16 protein-coding genes are annotated in these 18,784 nt (G+C 50.0%); 9 read left to right on the top strand and 7 right to left on the bottom strand.

The annotated features are described in order from the left end of the window. The first annotated feature begins 11 nt into the window (after positions 1–11). The 8 genes from ACTJJS_RS14435 (at position 12) to ACTJJS_RS14470 (ending at position 9,013) form a co-directional block, all read left to right on the top strand. A complete protein-coding gene (locus ACTJJS_RS14435) occupies positions 12–1,154 on the top strand; it encodes an endonuclease/exonuclease/phosphatase family protein (protein WP_168870979.1) in 1,143 nt (380 codons plus the stop codon). 156 nt (positions 1,155–1,310) lie between these two features. Then, entirely contained in the window at positions 1,311–2,807 is a 1,497-nt protein-coding gene (gene cysS / locus ACTJJS_RS14440) for a cysteine--tRNA ligase (RefSeq protein ID WP_168870978.1), read from the top strand. A gap of 20 nt (positions 2,808–2,827) precedes the next feature. Then, the gene (locus tag ACTJJS_RS14445) at positions 2,828–3,820 is read left to right on the top strand and encodes a M28 family peptidase (protein WP_440664218.1); all 993 of its coding nucleotides are present in this window, start codon (positions 2,828–2,830) and stop codon (positions 3,818–3,820) included. Positions 3,821–3,871: 51 nt separating this feature from the next. Then, positions 3,872–4,498, top strand: coding sequence for a DNA-3-methyladenine glycosylase family protein (locus ACTJJS_RS14450; protein WP_440664219.1), 627 nt, complete (start codon positions 3,872–3,874; stop codon positions 4,496–4,498). Between the two features lie 41 nt (positions 4,499–4,539). Further along, complete coding sequence (locus ACTJJS_RS14455; protein WP_440664220.1) at positions 4,540–5,160, top strand: alpha-ketoglutarate-dependent dioxygenase AlkB family protein; 621 nt, start codon at positions 4,540–4,542, stop codon at positions 5,158–5,160. Positions 5,161–5,177: 17 nt separating this feature from the next. Then, positions 5,178–6,059, top strand: coding sequence for a hypothetical protein (locus ACTJJS_RS14460; RefSeq protein WP_440664221.1), 882 nt, complete (start codon positions 5,178–5,180; stop codon positions 6,057–6,059). A 105-nt stretch (positions 6,060–6,164) separates the two neighbouring features. Continuing rightward, entirely contained in the window at positions 6,165–6,872 is a 708-nt protein-coding gene (locus ACTJJS_RS14465) for a DUF4377 domain-containing protein (RefSeq protein ID WP_440664222.1), read from the top strand. Between the two features lie 179 nt (positions 6,873–7,051). Further along, the gene (locus ACTJJS_RS14470; RefSeq protein WP_440664223.1) at positions 7,052–9,013 is read left to right on the top strand and encodes a GDSL-type esterase/lipase family protein; all 1,962 of its coding nucleotides are present in this window, start codon (positions 7,052–7,054) and stop codon (positions 9,011–9,013) included. A 111-nt stretch (positions 9,014–9,124) separates the two neighbouring features. Here ACTJJS_RS14470 and ACTJJS_RS14475 read toward each other — a convergent pair whose 3' ends face one another. The 7 genes from ACTJJS_RS14475 to ACTJJS_RS14505 form a co-directional block, all read right to left on the bottom strand. Further along, the gene (locus tag ACTJJS_RS14475; protein WP_440664224.1) at positions 9,125–9,493 is read right to left on the bottom strand and encodes an IPT/TIG domain-containing protein; all 369 of its coding nucleotides are present in this window, start codon (positions 9,491–9,493) and stop codon (positions 9,125–9,127) included. Between the two features lie 217 nt (positions 9,494–9,710). Further along, the gene (locus ACTJJS_RS14480; protein WP_440664226.1) at positions 9,711–10,457 is read right to left on the bottom strand and encodes a succinate dehydrogenase/fumarate reductase iron-sulfur subunit; all 747 of its coding nucleotides are present in this window, start codon (positions 10,455–10,457) and stop codon (positions 9,711–9,713) included. Positions 10,458–10,462: 5 nt separating this feature from the next. Continuing rightward, entirely contained in the window at positions 10,463–12,373 is a 1,911-nt protein-coding gene (locus ACTJJS_RS14485; RefSeq protein WP_440664227.1) for a fumarate reductase/succinate dehydrogenase flavoprotein subunit, read from the bottom strand. A gap of 6 nt (positions 12,374–12,379) precedes the next feature. After that, positions 12,380–13,150: a succinate dehydrogenase cytochrome b subunit gene (locus ACTJJS_RS14490; protein WP_440664228.1), complete on the bottom strand. Its 771-nt coding sequence runs from the start codon at positions 13,148–13,150 to the stop codon at positions 12,380–12,382. Continuing rightward, complete coding sequence (locus ACTJJS_RS14495; protein ID WP_343744654.1) at positions 13,066–14,496, bottom strand: anion permease; 1,431 nt, start codon at positions 14,494–14,496, stop codon at positions 13,066–13,068. The genes ACTJJS_RS14490 and ACTJJS_RS14495 overlap by 85 nt, the downstream gene beginning before the upstream one ends. Before the next feature lie 13 nt (positions 14,497–14,509). Then, positions 14,510–15,682, bottom strand: coding sequence for a porin (locus ACTJJS_RS14500; RefSeq protein ID WP_440664229.1), 1,173 nt, complete (start codon positions 15,680–15,682; stop codon positions 14,510–14,512). A 141-nt stretch (positions 15,683–15,823) separates the two neighbouring features. Beyond that, a complete protein-coding gene (locus ACTJJS_RS14505; RefSeq protein WP_440664230.1) occupies positions 15,824–17,986 on the bottom strand; it encodes a S46 family peptidase in 2,163 nt (720 codons plus the stop codon). A gap of 286 nt (positions 17,987–18,272) precedes the next feature. On the opposite strand from ACTJJS_RS14505, the gene ACTJJS_RS14510 reads away from it, so the two are divergent. Next, positions 18,273–18,716, top strand: coding sequence for a hypothetical protein (locus ACTJJS_RS14510; protein ID WP_168870965.1), 444 nt, complete (start codon positions 18,273–18,275; stop codon positions 18,714–18,716). The last annotated feature ends 68 nt before the right edge of the window (positions 18,717–18,784 follow it).

An 18,784-nucleotide genomic window follows, 5' to 3' on the forward strand; every position in this document is an offset into this window, starting at 1 on the left:
GTGGAAACGCGGTGCGATTCTTAAGACTATTTACGAAGGGCTTTTTTGTATTCATCAACGTCGGAGTGGTGTTGCTTTTTCTTGCCGCATGCCTTGCACCGTATATTTCCCCGGCCTGGTTCTGGCCTATCAGTTTCATTACACTGGCCTTCCCGTTTTTACTGGGCGTGCTGGTGATATTTATGATAGGGTGGCTGTTTTTCAACTACCGCTATGCGTTTTTATCGCTCACGGCCCTGTTCCTGGGCTGGAAGTCTATCAGCGCCTTTCTGGCGTTTAACCTGCCTTCCGGCAACAAGCCGGCGCCGGCAGACAAAAGCCTGATGGTGATGAGCTATAATGTGAGCCAGTTTGGCCTGTACCGTGAAAAAGACAGCAAATACAACCGGCAGGCCATGTTCGCCCTGATCAAAAAGCAGGAGCCGGACATCGCGTGCTTCCAGGATTTTTATACCTCTGAACGAAAGAATGATTTTAATAACCGGGAGGATATTTCCCGGGACATGAAAATGCCGTACCGTTTCTTTTCGAGCGATTTTAACCGGAACGGGATGCAACACTGGGGTTCCATCATCTTTTCAAAATACCCTATTATTGCATCAGACAAGGTAAAAATGAGCATGGGGCCTCTGAGTGAAAGCCTGATTTATGCTGATATTGTAAAGGACGACGATACCATCCGCATTGTGAACATGCACCTGGAATCATACCGTTTCAACGAGAAGGACTATACTGATATCCGCAAAATCAAAAACCAGGAGGATACCGGTCTGGTGGCCACCAAAAACATCATTCAGAAAATGCGCGAAGCGTATATACGCCGCAGTCAGCAGGCCGATATTGTAGGTGATTTTATCCGGCAGAGCCCTTATCCGGTAATTGTCTGCGGAGATTTTAACGATACCCCGGCATCGTACACCTATTTCACGATCAAAGGCGACCTGCAGGACGCTTTCCTGAACAAGGGCTGGGGCGTGGGCCGCACATTTAACGGGCTGGCGCCCACCCTGCGTATTGACTATGTGTTTGCCAGTACCGATTTTAAGGTCAACAGCTTCCGGAGGATCATCTCCGACCTGTCTGACCACTATCCGGTCATCGCCAATCTCAGCCTGATTGGCAGCGGTGTGCAGGAAGTAGAAGTAAACAAATAAGAATAATTATGAAAATGTTTAATATTTTGAGATCTGACCGATGTTGTTCCCGGACTTTTAACATACATCTGGAACAATATTTATCTTTGCCATCCACCACCGGAAAAAAGGCCTGTTGCCTGTAACAGGTCCCCCGGACATTCTTAATTACAGCATATGTCAGAACTCAAAATATACAATTCAATACACCGCCAGAAAGAAGTATTCACCCCTCTGCATCCCGGCCACGCGGGCATGTACGTGTGCGGACCCACTGTGTCCGGAGAATCACATCTCGGCCATGCCCGTCCGTATATCACTTTCGATGTGGTATACCGTTACCTGCAATTCCTGGGTTATAAAGTACGTTATGTACGTAACATCACCGACGCCGGCCACTTTGAAGAAGAGGGCCGCGCTGCGGAAGACAAAGTCTCCAAATCTGCCGTGCTGGAGAAACTGGAGCCGATGGAACTGGTACAGAAATACACCAACCTGTTCCACTGGGCCATGTTGCAGTTCGGCAACCTGGAACCCAGCATAGAGCCCACTGCCACCGGCCACATCATAGAGCAGATAGAAATGATCAAAACGATCATGGAAAAGGGTTATGCCTATGAAGTAGACGGCAGCGTGTATTTCGACGTAAAAAAATACGCCGCCAGCTATGACTATGGCATCCTCAGCGGCCGTGTGCTGGAAGACATGCTCGAAACCACCCGCGAGCTGGAAGGCCAGGACGAGAAACGCAATAAAGCGGATTTCGCCCTCTGGAAGAAAGCTCCCGCAGAACATATTATGCGCTGGCCAAGCCCATGGGGCGAAGGCTTCCCCGGATGGCATATTGAATGCTCCGCGATGAGCGCCAAATACCTGGGCCATCAGTTCGATATCCACGGCGGCGGCATGGACCTCCAGTTTCCGCACCACGAGTGCGAAATAGCGCAAAGTGAGATCGCCCATGGCGAGATGATGGCGCGCTACTGGATGCACAACAACATGATCACGATCAATGGTCGTAAAATGGGCAAAGCTTATGGTAACACCATCAAGCTCACGGAAATGTTTACCGGCGAAAATGCACAGCTGGACAAAGCCTACAGCCCGATGACCATCCGTTTCTTCGTATTGCAGACACATTACCGCAGTACGCTCGACTTCTCCAACGAAGCGCTGCAGGCCGCGGAAAAAGGGCTGCAACGCCTCTGGGCAGCCTATGAAACACTGCAGAAGCTGAGCTACGCTTCCAATGGCGCTGCCATCAACGAGGAACTGGACAAACAGGTACGCACCTGGTGCGAGGAATGCCCTGAATTCATGAATGACGACTTCAGCACCGCCAAGGTGCTGGCCAACCTGTTTGAGCTGACACCCGTTATCAATTCCCTGAAGGGCGGTCAGATCAAAATGCATGAAATCAGCGAGGGTACCTTTAACCTGCTGCAGCAGACCTGGAAGACTTACCTCGTGGACATCCTCGGCATACAGCAACCGCCCGCCAGCAGCGACGACCAGCTGCTCGACGGCGTATTGCAGATGCTGATATCCATGCGCAAGGAGGCCAAAGGCCGCAAGGACTACGCCACCTCCGACCGTATCCGCAATGAGCTGCTGAGCATCGGCATACAGCTCAAAGACGAAAAAGATGGTAACGTCACTTATAGCGTTCAATAAGCAAATATCTACAGATAATAATGCGTAAAGTTCTTAGCATGTTGACAACGCTGGCCCTCCTGGCCGGCGCCTGTCAGCAGCCCTCCACAAAAACAGACAATACCGCCGACAGCACCGGCGCCGGCAAAGTGGCCAAACTGAGTGTGCCGGTACCGGCCTTCAGCGCAGATTCCGCCTATGCCTATACCGCCAAACAGGTGAGCTTTGGGCCAAGAATTCCCAATACCCCTGCACAACAGCAGTGTGCCGACTGGATGATCAGCTCTCTGAAAAAATGGGCGGATACCGTATATGTGCAACGTACCACCGTAGAAGGGCCGCATAAAGAGAAACTGCCTTGTATCAACATTATCGCCAGCTTCAACCCTGCCGCCAAACAACGCGTGTTGTTACTGGCACACTGGGATACCCGACCATGGGCCGATGAAGACGCCTTTGACAAAAAAGGCAAGCTGGATGGCGCCGATGACGGCGCCAGCGGAGTGGGCGTGCTGATGGAAGCCGCCCGACAGTTCAAAACACAAAGGCCCGAAGCCGGTGTAGACATCCTGCTCGTGGACGTTGAAGATTACGGGGTAAAAGACAACGAAAACTCTTTCTGCCTCGGTACCCAGTACTGGGCTAAAAACCCGCACGTAAAAGGCTATAAGGCCAATTACGGCATACTGCTGGACATGGTAGGCGGCCGTGGCTCACAGTTTTATATGGAAGGCTCTTCCCAGCAATACGCTTACGGCCCGATGAAAATGTTCTGGGACGTGGCCAATCAACTGGGCTACTCCGACTATTTCCGGTACGAGAAAAACGGATCTTACATTACCGACGACCACATTTATGTGAATACGATGGCCAACATCCCGACTTTTGATATCATCGCCTGGCAAGCCACCGGCAACTTTGCGCCGCACTGGCATACCCAGAACGATAACATGAGCGTGATCGATACCAAGACCTTAAAAGCAGTAGGACAAACTATCCTGCAGGTGATCTACAATCAGCCGTTCACCTACTAATGCTCTTACCGGAGTGCAGGATAGCGGATATAATCATCTAATCAAACGTTTATGCCCAGACCATCAGGCACTCCGGTAACGGAGCATGCTTATATCTCCCATCTCAGCAAGGACAAAAAGCTGCAAAAAATCATCAAAGGTCCGCTGGACGCTCAGGAGAAGCGCCGGAACTTCCCGTTGCGCCTCATCGCCGCTATTATGAGCCAGCAGCTCTCCACCAAAGTGGCTGATGTGATTTATGCCCGTTTCCTTGCCCTTTACGACAATAAAGAACCAACCCCTCAACAGGTAGCCGCCACCGATCCGGCAGTGCTGCGCGCCATCGGACTGTCCAACGCCAAAGTTTCCTATGTGCATAACGTGGCCAACTTTGTGATCGCTGAAAAGCTCACCGATGCGCGGCTGCATAAAATGGACGACGAAGCCGTGATCGTATGCCTCACCAAAATCAAAGGCGTAGGCCGGTGGACAGTGGAAATGCTGCTCATGTTCCACCTTCACCGCGAAGATGTTTTCTCCATAGACGACCTGGGCATACAACAGGCCATGGCCCGTCTTTACAAGCTGGACAACAGTGACAAAAAGGCTTTCCGGGAGAAGATAAAGACGATCTCCGCTAAATGGGCCCCCTACCGGACCCATGCCTGCCGCTATCTCTGGCAATGGAAAGATCAATAAGCATGTAAATACATTGCGTACTGCCGTTGTAAATTTGTATCATGAGTTTGCAGGGAAGCCTTTTTGAAGAGCCCGGTCCTGGGAATGCCATCCATCTTAAGAACGGAGAACTGGCTTATTATCCGCGCTTTTTTAAGCCGGCGGAGAGTGATAATTATTATCAGACCTTACTGGACACAATCGACTGGAAGCAGGAATCGATGAATATGTATGGCAAACAGGTTTTATTTCCGCGATTAATGGCCTGGTACGGAGATGCTGCCACTTCCTATAGTTTTTCCGGCAATACTTTTGCGCCCAGCCCATGGACACCGACCCTGGAAGAAATAAGGGACCGTATCACCCCCGCTTCCGGCACTGGTTTCAATAGTGTATTGCTTAACCTTTATCGCAGCGGCAGCGACTCTATGGGCTGGCATGCAGATGACGAACCCGAACTGGGCCCCCATCCGGTGATCGCCTCTGTCAACTTCGGCGCCTCCCGCCGTTTTTTATTACGCTATAAAAATGATCAGCACCTGAAACATGAAATATTGCTGGAACATGGCTCCCTCCTGGTCATGAAAGGGACGCTGCAGCAGTACTGGGAACATCAGGTACCCAAAACAAACCGGCAGATTTCCGGAAGGGTCAACCTCACCTTCCGCTTTATCCACCCCTAAAACCATATACACCTGCTATGAACAACCTTATTTTATTAATCGGAAATGATATCAACAACATTTCCAGCGGACAAAGCTGGAAAGACCTGCTGCAGGATATCATCACCTTCTGTCATACAGGAGACTGCGTGGAACTGGACGATAAAAAACCATTCCCGCTGCTGTATGAAGAGGTTTTTTTAACCGCCATCAAAAGAGAAAAACTCCGTGAAAGGGAACTGAAAGCGTTTATCGCCATCAAAGCCGCCGAAATCAAAGCCAATGGCATCCATGCCGCCATCCGCGCATTGAAGCCGGCGCACATCCTGACCACCAACTATGAGTTTACCCTGGAAGGCCGGACTCCTTATGAAAATACCAGCCTTATCAACGAAAAATTTTACAGCATCTTTCGCAGATACACCATGGATGATATCCATTATTGGCATATCCATGGCGACTGCCTCAATCCCATGAGCATCAATCTCGGGTTTGAGCACTACGGCGGCCAGCTTCAGCTGATGCGCAACTACGTGGTGAGCGGCACCTTCTACTCCAGCAAGGAAGTTCCAAAAGAATCTTTACTGCGACGCATACACGCCAAACAGGTGTACTATCATTCGTGGATCGACTTCTTCTTTACGCATGATATCCACATCTTCGGGTTGTCGCTCGATTTTGTGGAAACAGACCTGTGGTGGCTGCTCACTTACAGGGCCCGCCAGAAATTTCACCATAAAAACGTGCCGGTGCCCAACACCCTCTATTATTACATTCCGGAAGAACTGGTGCCAGCCTCCAAATTTAAGCTGGACCTGCTTACCGCCAATGATGTAAAGGTGATCAGCCTGCCGGGAAAAGATAAACTGGCTTACTACACCAGCATTATTCAACGGATTGGAAAACGGAAATCATCATGACAGTTGTAACATTCTGTATGCTGGCAGCGTTTTTGCAAACAGAAGGTATTCTGACAAAAGTAAACCGTCAGGTACCTTTTGTTGTTAAAGATTAAACTCACAAGTATGTTTTTAGAATTAGCATTGACGCTGGCTACGACACTGATGACGCCCGTGAAGCCTGTACAGAAGCAGCAGACCTCAAAAAATCAGACTATTTATGTTAAGGAATCCAAGGAGCCATGCACGGGCGTTGCACCGATGGAATGCCTGCAGATCAAAGGAGTGAAGGATACAGAATGGTCTAACCTCTACACGAACATTGAAGGATTCAAATATACGCCCGGCTATCGCTACAAGCTGCTGGTGAGGGTTACACCCGTTAAAAATCCTCCTGCAGACGGTTCTTCTATCAGATACACCCTGCGGAAAGTATTAGAGAAGAAAAAAGTAACCACGACACCTGAAAAAGGCTCCCCATGGGCATTTATTGCCAGCAAAAGATGGAATCTTATCAAACTGGGAGACAGCACGCTGACGCAGTCCGGCATCTGGGTAGAGTTTGATCCTGCCACCAAACGTTTCCATGGTAAAGGCGGTTGCAATAGTATTTCCGGAGGTTACCATGCTAACGGAGAAAACATTACCTTTACGATGGCGATCAGTACAAGAATGGCTTGCATGGATGAAAATGTGATGCGCCGCGAAGCTGAATTTCTGAAGATGATCGGAGAACATACTTACCGCTATGACGTGGCCGACCAAACGCTGAACTTCTACGAAAACGACAAGCTGGTAATGATCTTCGGCATGCAGCCTAAAGACCTTCAGTAGACTACTTAGTAACCCATTATAACAGAGGAGGTTGTCTTGTATAAGACAACCTCTTTTTTTTCCGGCAAGCGGGATTAATTGTTTATATTTAGATAGCCTATAGCCGCAATACACACCCCTGTTTTCGTATACCCTACCGTAGCCGAATTTTATTTTTTAATCCCTCATTATCCACGCCCATGAAACAGCTGTACTATTTGCTTGCCTTCCTTATTCTGTTATCATTTTTAAACGGCTATTCCCAAACCTGCACCAATCCCCTGAAGATCGTTGTGTTGGGCTCCTCCACCGCCTGGGGTAATGGCGTGCCGGTACGGGACAGCGCCTGGACATTCCACTACCGCCGCTACCTAAAGGCCTCCCATCATCCGTCTGATACGGTGATCATCCTTGCCAAAGGCGGTAATACCACGCAAACCCTTCAGGCCAACGGAACGCCGCCGTACACAGTGTCGGGCAACACCTTCGCGGTAGACACTACCTGTAACATTACCCGCGCCATTGCGCTGTCGCCCGACGCCATTATCATCAATATCCCCAATGAAGATGAAGCACGCAACTTCCCCATGAGCGTACAGGTGGCAAACCTGCTCGCGCTGGCCAGGCAAGCGGCGTTGTACAATATTCCGCTGTGGGTGGCCACCACACAACCACGCGGAAACCTCGGACTGGCCGCCGGCGCCCGCCTGGCGCAAATGAAAGACAGCATCGTCAGTTACTTCGGCAGCAAAGCGATCGATTTTTGGACCGGACTGGCCGATAACAGAGGGTACATACTGCCGGCCTACAACAGCGGCGACGATGCCCTGCTGAATTCCGCCGGACAACGCATCCTGTTCGACAGAGTAGTAGCCATGCAGCTGCCACAGGTGTTGTGCACCACAGCCCCCGCTCCGCCCTTTCGCCTGTCAGCGTTCACGGTGGCCACCGCAGGACAGCGGCTGCAACTCTCCTGGAGCACCAGCGAAGAAAACAGTACCGTGAAATTCACCATCGAGCGCAGCATCGATACGATCAGCTGGATAGCTGTAGGCAATGTCAACGCGGCAGGCAACGCCTCCACACCGCGCAATTACCAGTTCACCGATACCACTGTTGCGCTCAATCAACAATACTATTACCGGCTTAATATGGAAGCCACGCTGAACCGCCACTACTACAGCAACGTTACTGGCGGCAAAGTGATATATGTGCCCGGCAGCTGTAACAAACCACTGCGCATTGTAGTGCTGGGTTCTTCGACGGCGTGGGGCAATGGCCTTCCGGACCGCGACAGCGCCTGGGTAATGCGGTACAACCGTTATCTCAAACAACAGCATAACAGCGCAGACTCCATCATTCTGATGGCATTCGGCAGTAACACCACGCAGGCAATTATGCCCACCGGAACGCCGCCATACACGGTGTCCGGCATCACCTACAGTGTGGACACAGCGCATAATATCACGAAGGCCATTGCCCTGCAGGCAGATGCGATCATCATCAATATGCCCAGCAATGATGAAGCACGGAACTTTCCCCTGTCCAAACAAACCGCCAATTATCTCGCACTGAAGCAGGAGGCCGCACTGCATCACGTGCCGCTGTGGGTAGCCACCACACAACCCAGAAGCAATCTAGGCTATGCAGCAGCGCTACGGCTGGCGCAGATGAAAGACACCATCAACTTCTACTTCGGCGACAAAGCCATTGATTTCTGGAGCGGATTGGCACAGCCCAACGGGTACATCCTTCCCGAATACAATAGCGGTGATGATGTGCATTTTAACGCCGCAGGCCATCGTGTTTTGTTTCAGCGGGTAGTAGACAAATATATCCCTGCTGCCGTATGTCCTGACACCAGCGGTCCCGCACCGGTAATGGCCGCGCCTGAAATCACCCATGCAGGAGCCAGTCTTGCAACGGCAGGCAGCAGCCCCCTGACGATATTTCCCAACCCTGCCACCAGTTATGTAATAATACCGACGGTAAATAATGCACCTTTTATACTGGAAGTGTATAACGCGGCGGGCAACAGGATACTGAGCGAACGCCGTGCAGGAAGGACAACGCTGTCTGTGGACAGATGGGCGCCTGGTATATACATCATTCAATTGACCTGTGGCCGCGAACGGTACTATCACCGGTTGATAAAAATCTGACAGGAAATCTCCCTGAAAAAAATAAAAAAGGGCGCCTCGGTAAGAGACGCCCTTTTTTTCACTTCTACTTTACAAATAAAGCTATGGTATAACAACTAAAACGCTGTGTTATTAATATGCCACGCCGGCAATGTTCTGCACGGATGCTACCAGCTTCCGTGTAGCGTTGTACTCAAACAACATCGCGTTGGAGGTTTTGTCTCCTACTGCTACTACCACTTGTACAGTGTCTGCTTTCTGCTCTGGTACCTGTACCAGCAGATAGTCGGCATTTGCACGCAATACTTGCGCTGCCACATCGCCAAAGATCACTTTGTTAGCTGCTTTCTCTTTACTAAATCCATGACCTCTGATGATCAGAAAATTACCGGCATTACCGGCCACTGTAGCTGTTTCTTTTTTCGTCTGGTTTGGGGAACAGGCCGTCATAGCTGCTACCAGCAGCATAAGGGCCACCACAAACATGTTGTAATGTTTCATCTTTTTAATTCTTCATTTTGGGGTAGGGTAACAAACCCTGTTACAAATAAAATCCGGGGTAACACTATTGCATGTAGCAACTCTTATTCGCAACAGTATTTCTTCGGTGATTAAAGCGGATGCAAATCTACGAATATTTCTGCAAATAACATTCTTTTTAAACAGGAAAATTTTCAAATTACGTATAACTACGTATGCGCTGAAACGTAATACTGCGCTATTTTTTCAGCAGTTGCGTCTTGTTGTATTCCCAGTTCATTCTGGCGATATGCAACACCGAAATCTGCTGCGGGCACTCTGCTTCACAAGCTTCTGTATTACTGCAATGACCGAACCCTTCGGCATCCATCTGATCTACCATGTGGCGCACCCTTTCCCGCGCTTCCACAGCCCCCTGGGGCAGCAATGCCAGATGTGTGATCTTCGCACTGGTAAACAACGCCGCACTCGAATTTTTACACACTGCCACACAGGCGCCACACCCGATACAGGCAGCCGCGTCAAACGCCGCCTCCGCTACCGGATGCCCTATCGGAATACTGTTGGCCTCCGGCGCCTGGCCGGTATTGACAGCAATGTACCCTCCTGCCTGTATCACCCTGTCAAACGCAGTACGGTCTATTTTGAGGTCACATTTTACGGGAAAAGCCGTTGCCCGGAACGGCTCTATGTAAATAGTCTCTCCATCCCGGAAACTGCGCATATGCAGCTGACAGGTGGTCGTGTTTTTTAAAGGCCCGTGCGCACGGCCGTTGATCATCACCCCACACTGCCCGCAGATCCCCTCGCGGCAATCATGGTCAAACTCAATGGCCCGCTGCCCCTGCTCCAGCAGCTGCTCATTCAGCATGTCCAGCATCTCCAGAAAAGACATGTCGGAATTCACGTCCGCCAGTTCATAATCCATCATTTTACCGGTATCCTGGCTGCTTTCCTGCCTCCATATTTTTAATCGTATATGCATAACCGTTATTTATAGCTTCTTACTGTAGGTGTAACAAATTCAAATGTCAACGGCTCTTTATTCCATATCGGCGCCTGGTTTTCACCAGCCCATCCCCACGCGGAGATAAAAGCAAAATCCTGGTCATTACGCATGGCCTCCCCTTCAGGGGTCTGATACTCCACCCGGAAATGCGCCCCGCACGACTCTTCCCGCGTCAGTGCATCATGACACATCAACGCTCCCAACTCAAGATAATCGGCTACCCTGCCCGCTTTTTCCAACTCGCTGTTGATAGCCAGTCCACCCGGAATAAACAAGTCGGCATAAAACTGCTGCCGCAGCGCCTTTATCTCCCCGATTGCCTGCTTCAGTCCTTCTGCGGAGCGTGACAACCCACATTTATCATACAATATTTTGCCCAGCGTTTTATGAAAATAATCAGCAGATAATTTACCACCGATACCCTTCAGCAAATGCAGCTGGTCCTGCACCTGTTTGGCCGCAGCATCAAAAGCCGGATGCTGGACATCCGTTGCCGGTGTTTTGATTTCATCTGCCAGATAATTGGCCAGCGTGTATGGCGCTATAAAGTACCCGTCCACACAGGCCTGTAGCAGGGAATTAGCACCCAGCCTGTTGGCGCCGTGATCAGCGAAATTAGCCTCTCCCAGCGCAAACAAACCAGGGATGGTGGTCATCAGTTCATAATCCACCCACAAACCTCCCATGGAAAAATGCGCTGCCGGCGAAATTTTCATCGGCTCCTTATAGGCGTCCACGCCGGTGATTTTTTCGTACATGCGGAACAGGTTGCCATACTTCTCCCGGATCTTGTCAACACCCTGGTCTTTAATTGCCTTTGAGAAATCGAGGTATACCGCATTCTTCAACGGTCCTACGCCATAGCCCGCGTCAATTCGTTCTTTCGCCGCACGGGAAGCGATGTCCCGCGGCGACAGGTTGCCAAAAGCAGGGTAACGGCGCTCCAGGTAATAATCCCTGTCTTCCTCCGGCACCTGGTTAGGCAAGCGGTCCTCCTGTTCTTTTTTAGGCACCCATATACGGCCATCGTTGCGCAGGGATTCCGACATCAGCGTGAGCTTGGACTGGTATTCGCCCGACTGCGGCAAACTGGTAGGATGGATCTGCGTCCAGCTGGGATTGGCCATCAGTGCGCCTTTCTTGTGGGCCCGCCAGATAGCGGAGCCATTACAGCCCATTGCCAGCGTAGACAGGTAATAAATCTTCCCAAAGCCGCCGGTGGCCAGTATTACCGCATGTGCCCCATGACGTTGTATTTCACCGGTATCGAGATTACGGACGATCACCCCTTTTGCCTTACCGTCGATCGTTACAAGGTCCAGCATTTCGTGTCGCGCAAACAACTGCACAGAGCCGAGATGCACCTGCCGCATCAGCGCCTGGTAGGCGCCCAGCAGCAACTGTTGACCGGTCTGTCCACGGGCGTAAAAAGTACGCGATACCTGCACCCCGCCGAAGGAGCGGTTATTGAGATATCCGCCGTATTCCCGGCCGAAGGGCACACCCTGCGCTACTGCCTGGTCTATCAGGCTGGCACTGCATTCTGCCAGCCGGTACACATTGGCTTCCCGCGCGCGGAAATCGCCCCCCTTAATAGTATCATAGAACATGCGGAACACATTGTCGCCGTCGTTTTTATAGTTCTTACAGGCATTCACGCCACCTTGTGCAGCCACAGAATGCGCCCGCCGCGGCGTGTCCTGGAAACAGAATGTTTTCACCCGGTAGCCCATCTCCCCCAGTGAAGCGGCAATGGAACTGCCCGCCAACCCTGTGCCCACCACAATCACTTCCAGCTTCTTACGGTTGGCAGGGTTGACCAGCTTAGCATGCTCTTTATAATGACGCCACTTATCTTCCAGTGGCCCTTCCGGTATTTTTGCGTTCAGCATGAACCATTATTTTAAGAAGTGAACGTAAACCGGTATCAGCGCAAAACCAGCACAGATACCTACACTATATATCCAGCCCATTACCCTGACCCATTTTACATAACGCGGATGATAAATGCCTAGCGTCCGCGCGGCGCTGAAGAAACCATGCAACAGGTGATAACAAAGCGCCACCATGCAAAGCACGTATACCAGTACATACCATGTTTCGCTGTAGACCTCCACTACCAATTTGTATAAATCCTTGTTCCCCTGCGCGTCCAGCGGCAGCGAGCCAAACTTGTACACATACCAGAAATCACGGAAATGAATAACCAGAAAAACAAAAATGACCGTTCCCAATAGGCCCATGTTACGGGTATACCACTTGCTTACTTCACCGCGCCTGTCATAATGATATTTAATATCTGATGATCGTTTATTCGTCAACGTTATAATCATTGCATATATCACATGCGCGACAATACTTGCATACAGTACCCAGGAAATTATTTTGATGATGATATTACCTGACAACAGATGGGAATAGGCGTTAAACTGCAGGTGCGCCTGTTCATCCGGCAACAGCAGTTGCAGGTTTCCCAACAAATGAATAATGAGAAAAAAGCACAGGAACAATCCTGTAAATGCCATCCAGTTTTTCCTGGTTAATGTTTTTTGCGTCCATTGACCCATAACTTGATATTTTGATATTACCAGATGCCTAATACTTTCCACCATCCTGCACCAAGGCCCATCCAGAGAAGGATATACACGATGCTTAATATAAATCCGCATTTCCACCAGTCTTTCAGCTCCACATAGGTGCTGCCGAAGAATACCGGGGCCGGTCCATGGCCATAGTGTGTCAGCGTACCGAAAATACCCCCGCAGAAACCCAATACCAGGGCCAGCAGCGTGCCTGGCACACCTACCGAAATACCCACTGCCAGGAAAGCAGAATACATGGCCGCCACATGCGCGGTAGCGCTGGCGAAAATGTAATGGCTATAGAAATAAACCAGCACAATGATGGGAAACGCCACCAGCCACTGCATACCACCCACCTGCTTCTTAATGAGCTCACTGAACCAGGGGATAAAGCCCAGCGAGTTCAGGAAACTGGCCATCATCACCAGCGCAGAAAACCATACAATTGTGTCCCAGGCGCCTTTTTCGGACTTTACATCTTCCCAGTCCAATACCTGCGACAATAACAGAAACACTAGTCCTATCAGGGCGGTGGTGGTAGCGTCAATTCCAAACAGATCACCCGTGATCCACAATATCAGCAGTATCACAAATGCCAGTAGCATCAGCCACTCGTTTTTATGTACCGGTCCCATCTCCTTCAGCTTTTCGGCCGCCATCGCCGGTGCATCGCCAGTGGATTTCAGTTCCGGCGGATAAATTTTATACAGCACATAAGGCACCACAAGGATGGACAATGCCGCCGGCACCAATGCAGCGGCAAACCACGACATCCAGGTAATATCGATGCCCAGGTTTTTGGCGAACTTCTGGCACATGGGATTACTCGCCGTCCCCGTAAGGAACAACGAAGACGTGATAAGGTTCATATTGTAGCTGCTCAGCGTGAGATAGCCGCCGAGCTTACGGTGGGTGGCCGGATCTTCCGGCATCGATCCAAAATTCATGGCCATGGATTTCATAATGGGATAGATAATCCCTCCTCCCCTGGCGGTATTGCTGGGCACCGCCGGCGCCAGCACCAGGTCGGCCAGGCCCAGGCCATAAGCCAGCCCCAGCGAGCTTTTACCGAATATGCGAATAAAAATATAGGCGATACGTTTACCCAGACCGGTTTTAATAAATCCACGGGCAATGAAAAAGGAAATACCAATCAGCCAAATCACCTTGTCCCCGAAACTACTGAGGGCCAGGGTAATGGATTTGCCGGGATTCCCGGGCGCCAGTACACCGCTCAGCGCTACCAGCGTAATGGCCAGCATAGACATGGTGCCCATAGAAGCCGCTTTCAGGATAATACCCAGGATAGTGGACAGGAAAATGGCCAGGAGATGCCAGGCTTCAGGGGTTACGCCTGCCGGCGGGGGAATCAGCCAGATAACAACGCCAAAAATGACCGTGATCAACAGCTGTAGATACTTGATTTCTTTCATAATAATTGGCATTTTATATTCTGCACTGCACCTGTACGATCATCAGGTTGCTGTTGTGCGTTTTTGTTCCGGGGATATCCCGGTCGTAATTGTCGATTTGCATCCCCAGCTGTATGCGTCCGCCATAATCTTTCAGGAAAGCCAGACTCACCATCGGGATGTAGGTACGCCGCGCATTACCGCTGTGCCGAAAATCCTCGTTAAAATATTCATAACGCATAGACACCTCGATAGAGGTGAGCTTATGATAGTTGATTTTGTACCGGAAATTAGGCAGCAGGTAGACACCATGCATGAGGTAGTCGCTCAACGGCCCTTTACGGAGACTGTCTGCCAGCCCGTAAAACAAACGATGGTTGGTGCCCTGCTTAAACTCCGACTGCAGCTGCAGGTCAAACTTTTCTGCTAGCGGTATCACACCGCTGAAGTCTATCCCCAACGCATATACGCTATATCGCTTTACGGCGCCAATACCGCCGTTGAGGCCCAGGGAGAGTTTGTTCATATCGCCAAATTCCAGCCGGGCGGAACCCAGCTTGCCATTATCATCGTCAGATACCTGGTTACGGTTATTCCCGTTGACAACAGAGATGGCATATTTCACAGGAAGCTGGGTATTTTTCCGGAAGGAGCCGAACATGGACACGCCCACCTGAAAACTCTGCCAGCCGTTGTTCCCGAAGGCATAATACTGATTGGAGAAATCCATGGACTGGATGATGTCTACCGGGTAGAGGTCTTCCAGGCCAAAGGATGGCCGGAACTGGCCTACCGTAAAATTGATGGCGTCATTCCAGCGATAGGTAATGAACGCGTTCTCCAGCACTTTTCCTTTGGGGTCGCTGGCAAAATCCGCGAAGTTGACTAACACGCCCGCCTGAAAACGATCGCTCACCTGCGCTTTTACCTGAAGCCTGGCGCGCTTGATACTAAAGCTGTTACGCACCACTTCCTTCTCTGCATCGGCCTGATGGGTGCCGTTGACGTCCACATCTTTATTGAGGGAAACGGTGTACCGCGCCTGAAACACGCCGCTCAGGGTTATTTTTTTCAGAAAGCCGGGTTTAATGGAAGACGTGTCTTTGGCAGTGGTATCGCTGACAGGCCTATCCACTGCATAAGTCAGGGAAATGCCCGTAAAAAAGCACAGAAAAGTGGCAAACAGTTGGAAACTTCGTTTATGCATGCACGGTTGTTGAGTTTTCGGAATAGGCGGTTATTTATTGGGGATAACAACGTGCATCGGGGAAATGTTTGATAGCGGAGAACAAAAAAAATCCCGTTCCGGCAGTGCCGGAACGGGATGTATAATTTAAGCGGGCAATGTTTATTTTACCAGCTTCAGTTCATTGATGATATTTTTAGCACCGCCCAGTTTTTCGATGCACCACAGCACATAGCGTACATCTACGCAGATAGTGCGGTTGTAATCAGCGTCGAACTGGATTTTGTGGCTCAGTGCTTCGTAGTTGCCGTCGAACGCGAGACCGATCAGTTCACCGTTGGCGTTGATCACAGGAGAGCCGGAGTTGCCACCGGTGATGTCGTTGGTGGTAATGAAGCCTACTACGATATCGTTGCGTTTGGCATCTTTATACTGACCGAAATCTTTTTTGTTGTACAGGTCTACATAGTTGGCCGGGAGATCAAATTCATAGTCGCCCGGAACATATTTCTCGATCACACCTTTCATGGTGGTCACGTAGTCGTAGTGTACCGCATCGCGTGGAGAATACGGTTTCACCTGGCCATAAGAGAGGCGCATGGTGAAGTTGGCGTCCGGATATCTGTTACCGTTAGGCTGCATTTGCATGATGCCTTTCAGGTATTCGCGGCCCAGGTCGTTGTTTTTCATCATGAACTGGGTGTACAGTGGCTGGTATTTACCGCCATAGTTTTTAATGAAAGTGCCGGCATAGTTAAATACCGGATCATTTTGCAGAGTTACCGCGTCCGGATTGGCGATGAAAGCTTTCCATTTAGCGTCATCGAAGATGATGGTATTGTTCATCAGGGAAGCCGCCCAGAGCTTCCAGGTATTATCTTCCTCGAGGCTGCCGAATTTGCTTTTCACGCTTTCAAAGTAGCCGGCAGGCTGTTGGTCTTTGGGTACGTCGTTGTAGAACATGTGGGCAGTAGCTGCCAGGATTTTCTGGTCGCTGGGCTTATTTTCGCTTTCCAGGAAAGCCGTGCGTGCTTTGTCGGCAGCAGCAGCGGCCTGTTGTACGGCGTCTTTCGGCGCGCCAGGCGTTACCAGTGCTTTCTCGAGTGCCATCAGGGAGGCTGCGTAAGCGGCTACCGGAGAACCCAGTACGCCTTCCATGAGGTATACACGGTGTTTGGCGTAGGGAGACCATGCTTTATAGGCAGCTGCGTAGTCGTTCATGATATTGGCAAATTCAGGTTTGTCCTGTGCCCATTTCGCGAAAGCAGCTTCATTTTTTTCTTTTTCTTCCATCACGTGGTGCTGTTTCAGCTGTTTGGTTTCGCCATCAAAGAATTTCCAGTAGTTGGCAATACCGGCGTAGGAAGAAGCCAGCTGCAGTTTTACCGCCGGGTCTTTCACCATCTGCTCCATCATGGCTTTGAGCCTAACGTCGCGCAGGTTTACCAGTGACGGGTTTTCCACTTCATTTTTCAGTTTGATGCCATAGGAAGTCTCGTAACGGTTGGTGCCGCCGGGGTAACCGAAGATCATGGCGTAATCATTTTCTTTCACGCCTTTGATAGATACCGGCAGGAAGTGTTTAGGCTTCAGAGGCACGTTATCTTTGGAGTAAGGGGCCGGTTTACCGTCTTTAGAGGCATATACGCGGAAAATGGAGAAGTCGCCGGTGTGGCGGGGCCATTCCCAGTTATCGGTATCGCCGCCGAATTTACCCACGCTTTCGGGCGGAGTGCCTACCAGGCGGACGTCTTTAAAGCGCTCGTATACAAAGAGGAGGTATTGGTTGCCTTTGAACATAGGCACTACTTTCGCTTCGTAGTCGGTACCGGTGGTCGCTTTGGTGATGATGCCGGCATATGCGTCCTGTTCTTTTTTGGTCCTGTCGGCACCGCTGAGTCCTTTCAGCTGAGCTTCCACATCTTTGGTAACGTCTTCCACTTTCACGAGGAACTGGACAGACAGCATGGGGGAAGTGATTTCCTCCTGTTTATTTTTTGCGTAGAAACCGTTTTTGAGATAGTTGTGTTCTACTGAGCTGGCAGCAGCGATAGCGCCGTAGCCGCAGTGGTGGTTAGTGAAGATAAGGCCTTCATTGCTTACGATTTCACCGGTGCAGCCTCCCCCAAAGATCACGATCGCATCTTTCAGGGATGCTTTGTTGATGCTGTACAGCTGTTCCTTGGTTAGTTTAAGGCCTTTTTTGACCATGTCATTGTAGGTCTGCTGGCCCAGTAAATAAGGAAGCCACATGCCCTCGTCTGCTTTCGCCCATTTTATACTAACGCTAAGCAGCAAGAGCAAAACCAGTAGTTTTTTTCTCATATCAGTTTGGTTTTGTTATAATTGGTTTTGTTATAAAAGGACCTCAAACCTAGCTATTTTTTTGTTAACGGGCGCATGGATGGGGCATAATGAGTAGGATCTTCCCCGATAAACCGGTCTTTTTAAATTATATTAATGATTTATACATATTTTTTTCCCTGTAAATAATATCTCCCGTAGGGTGAACAAAAAAACTGGAATATGTTTTGATAAAAGGGAGCAGCGCAATAGTGCGTGCCAAAAATTTCAGGAACCTGTATTTTCTAATTGTTTAAACTGTTTGATCATGAAAAAAATAATGTTAATAATGGGGATAGCGGCATTTTTGGCGTGCAATGAAAATAAGAAACAGCAGGAGAAGCGGGAGGAAATGCAGGAAGGTGCCGCTAAAGTAAAAGAAGACGTAAAAAATACCGCCAACAGCGCCGGGGATTATCTTAATGAACAGAAAAAACAGGCAGAAGATGCTATCCGGGAGCGGATCAGGCAGATAGACCAGACCAGTGAGGAATTGAAAAAAGAAGGCACGGAGAAAAGCAAAGAAGCGCGAAAGAAGCTGGAGAGCCTGAAAACAGAAATGAACAAAAAGATGAAAGACATCCAGGGCAGCAGCGCCAATGCGTGGGACAGCACCCGCAAGGCTGCTGATGAGCTGATGAAAAAGTCTGACAAAGAATGGACAGATTTCAAACAGGATTTCAAAGACCTGTTTAAACGCGATTCCGAGTAAGCCGTGTAAAATTCCTTATTCCTTGTTCCTTGAACATTAATCTTGTAATTTTACCCGTCTTAAACAGA

Source organism: Chitinophaga sp. 22308 (genome assembly GCF_052045305.1).
In the GTDB taxonomy this organism is placed as follows: Bacteria; Bacteroidota; Bacteroidia; order Chitinophagales; family Chitinophagaceae; genus Chitinophaga; species Chitinophaga varians_A.

Excerpts from the sequence above, each read along its gene's own strand:
- ACTJJS_RS14445 (WP_440664218.1), top strand. The coding sequence starts at position 2,828 with ATGCGTAAAGTTCTTAGCATGTTGACAACGCTGGCCCTCCTGGCCGGC.
- ACTJJS_RS14505 (WP_440664230.1), bottom strand. The coding sequence starts at position 17,986 with ATGAGAAAAAAACTACTGGTTTTGCTCTTGCTGCTTAGCGTTAGTATA.
- ACTJJS_RS14475 (WP_440664224.1), bottom strand. The coding sequence starts at position 9,493 with ATGAAACATTACAACATGTTTGTGGTGGCCCTTATGCTGCTGGTAGCA.
- ACTJJS_RS14490 (WP_440664228.1), bottom strand. The coding sequence starts at position 13,150 with ATGCGGATTTATATTAAGCATCGTGTATATCCTTCTCTGGATGGGCCT.
- ACTJJS_RS14495 (WP_343744654.1), bottom strand. The coding sequence starts at position 14,496 with ATGAAAGAAATCAAGTATCTACAGCTGTTGATCACGGTCATTTTTGGC.
- ACTJJS_RS14485 (WP_440664227.1), bottom strand. The coding sequence starts at position 12,373 with ATGCTGAACGCAAAAATACCGGAAGGGCCACTGGAAGATAAGTGGCGT.
- ACTJJS_RS14510 (WP_168870965.1), top strand. The coding sequence starts at position 18,273 with ATGAAAAAAATAATGTTAATAATGGGGATAGCGGCATTTTTGGCGTGC.
- cysS (WP_168870978.1), top strand. The coding sequence starts at position 1,311 with ATGTCAGAACTCAAAATATACAATTCAATACACCGCCAGAAAGAAGTA.
- ACTJJS_RS14500 (WP_440664229.1), bottom strand. The coding sequence starts at position 15,682 with ATGCATAAACGAAGTTTCCAACTGTTTGCCACTTTTCTGTGCTTTTTT.
- ACTJJS_RS14480 (WP_440664226.1), bottom strand. The coding sequence starts at position 10,457 with ATGCATATACGATTAAAAATATGGAGGCAGGAAAGCAGCCAGGATACC.
- ACTJJS_RS14455 (WP_440664220.1), top strand. The coding sequence starts at position 4,540 with ATGAGTTTGCAGGGAAGCCTTTTTGAAGAGCCCGGTCCTGGGAATGCC.
- ACTJJS_RS14470 (WP_440664223.1), top strand. The coding sequence starts at position 7,052 with ATGAAACAGCTGTACTATTTGCTTGCCTTCCTTATTCTGTTATCATTT.
- ACTJJS_RS14465 (WP_440664222.1), top strand. The coding sequence starts at position 6,165 with ATGTTTTTAGAATTAGCATTGACGCTGGCTACGACACTGATGACGCCC.
- ACTJJS_RS14450 (WP_440664219.1), top strand. The coding sequence starts at position 3,872 with ATGCCCAGACCATCAGGCACTCCGGTAACGGAGCATGCTTATATCTCC.
- ACTJJS_RS14460 (WP_440664221.1), top strand. The coding sequence starts at position 5,178 with ATGAACAACCTTATTTTATTAATCGGAAATGATATCAACAACATTTCC.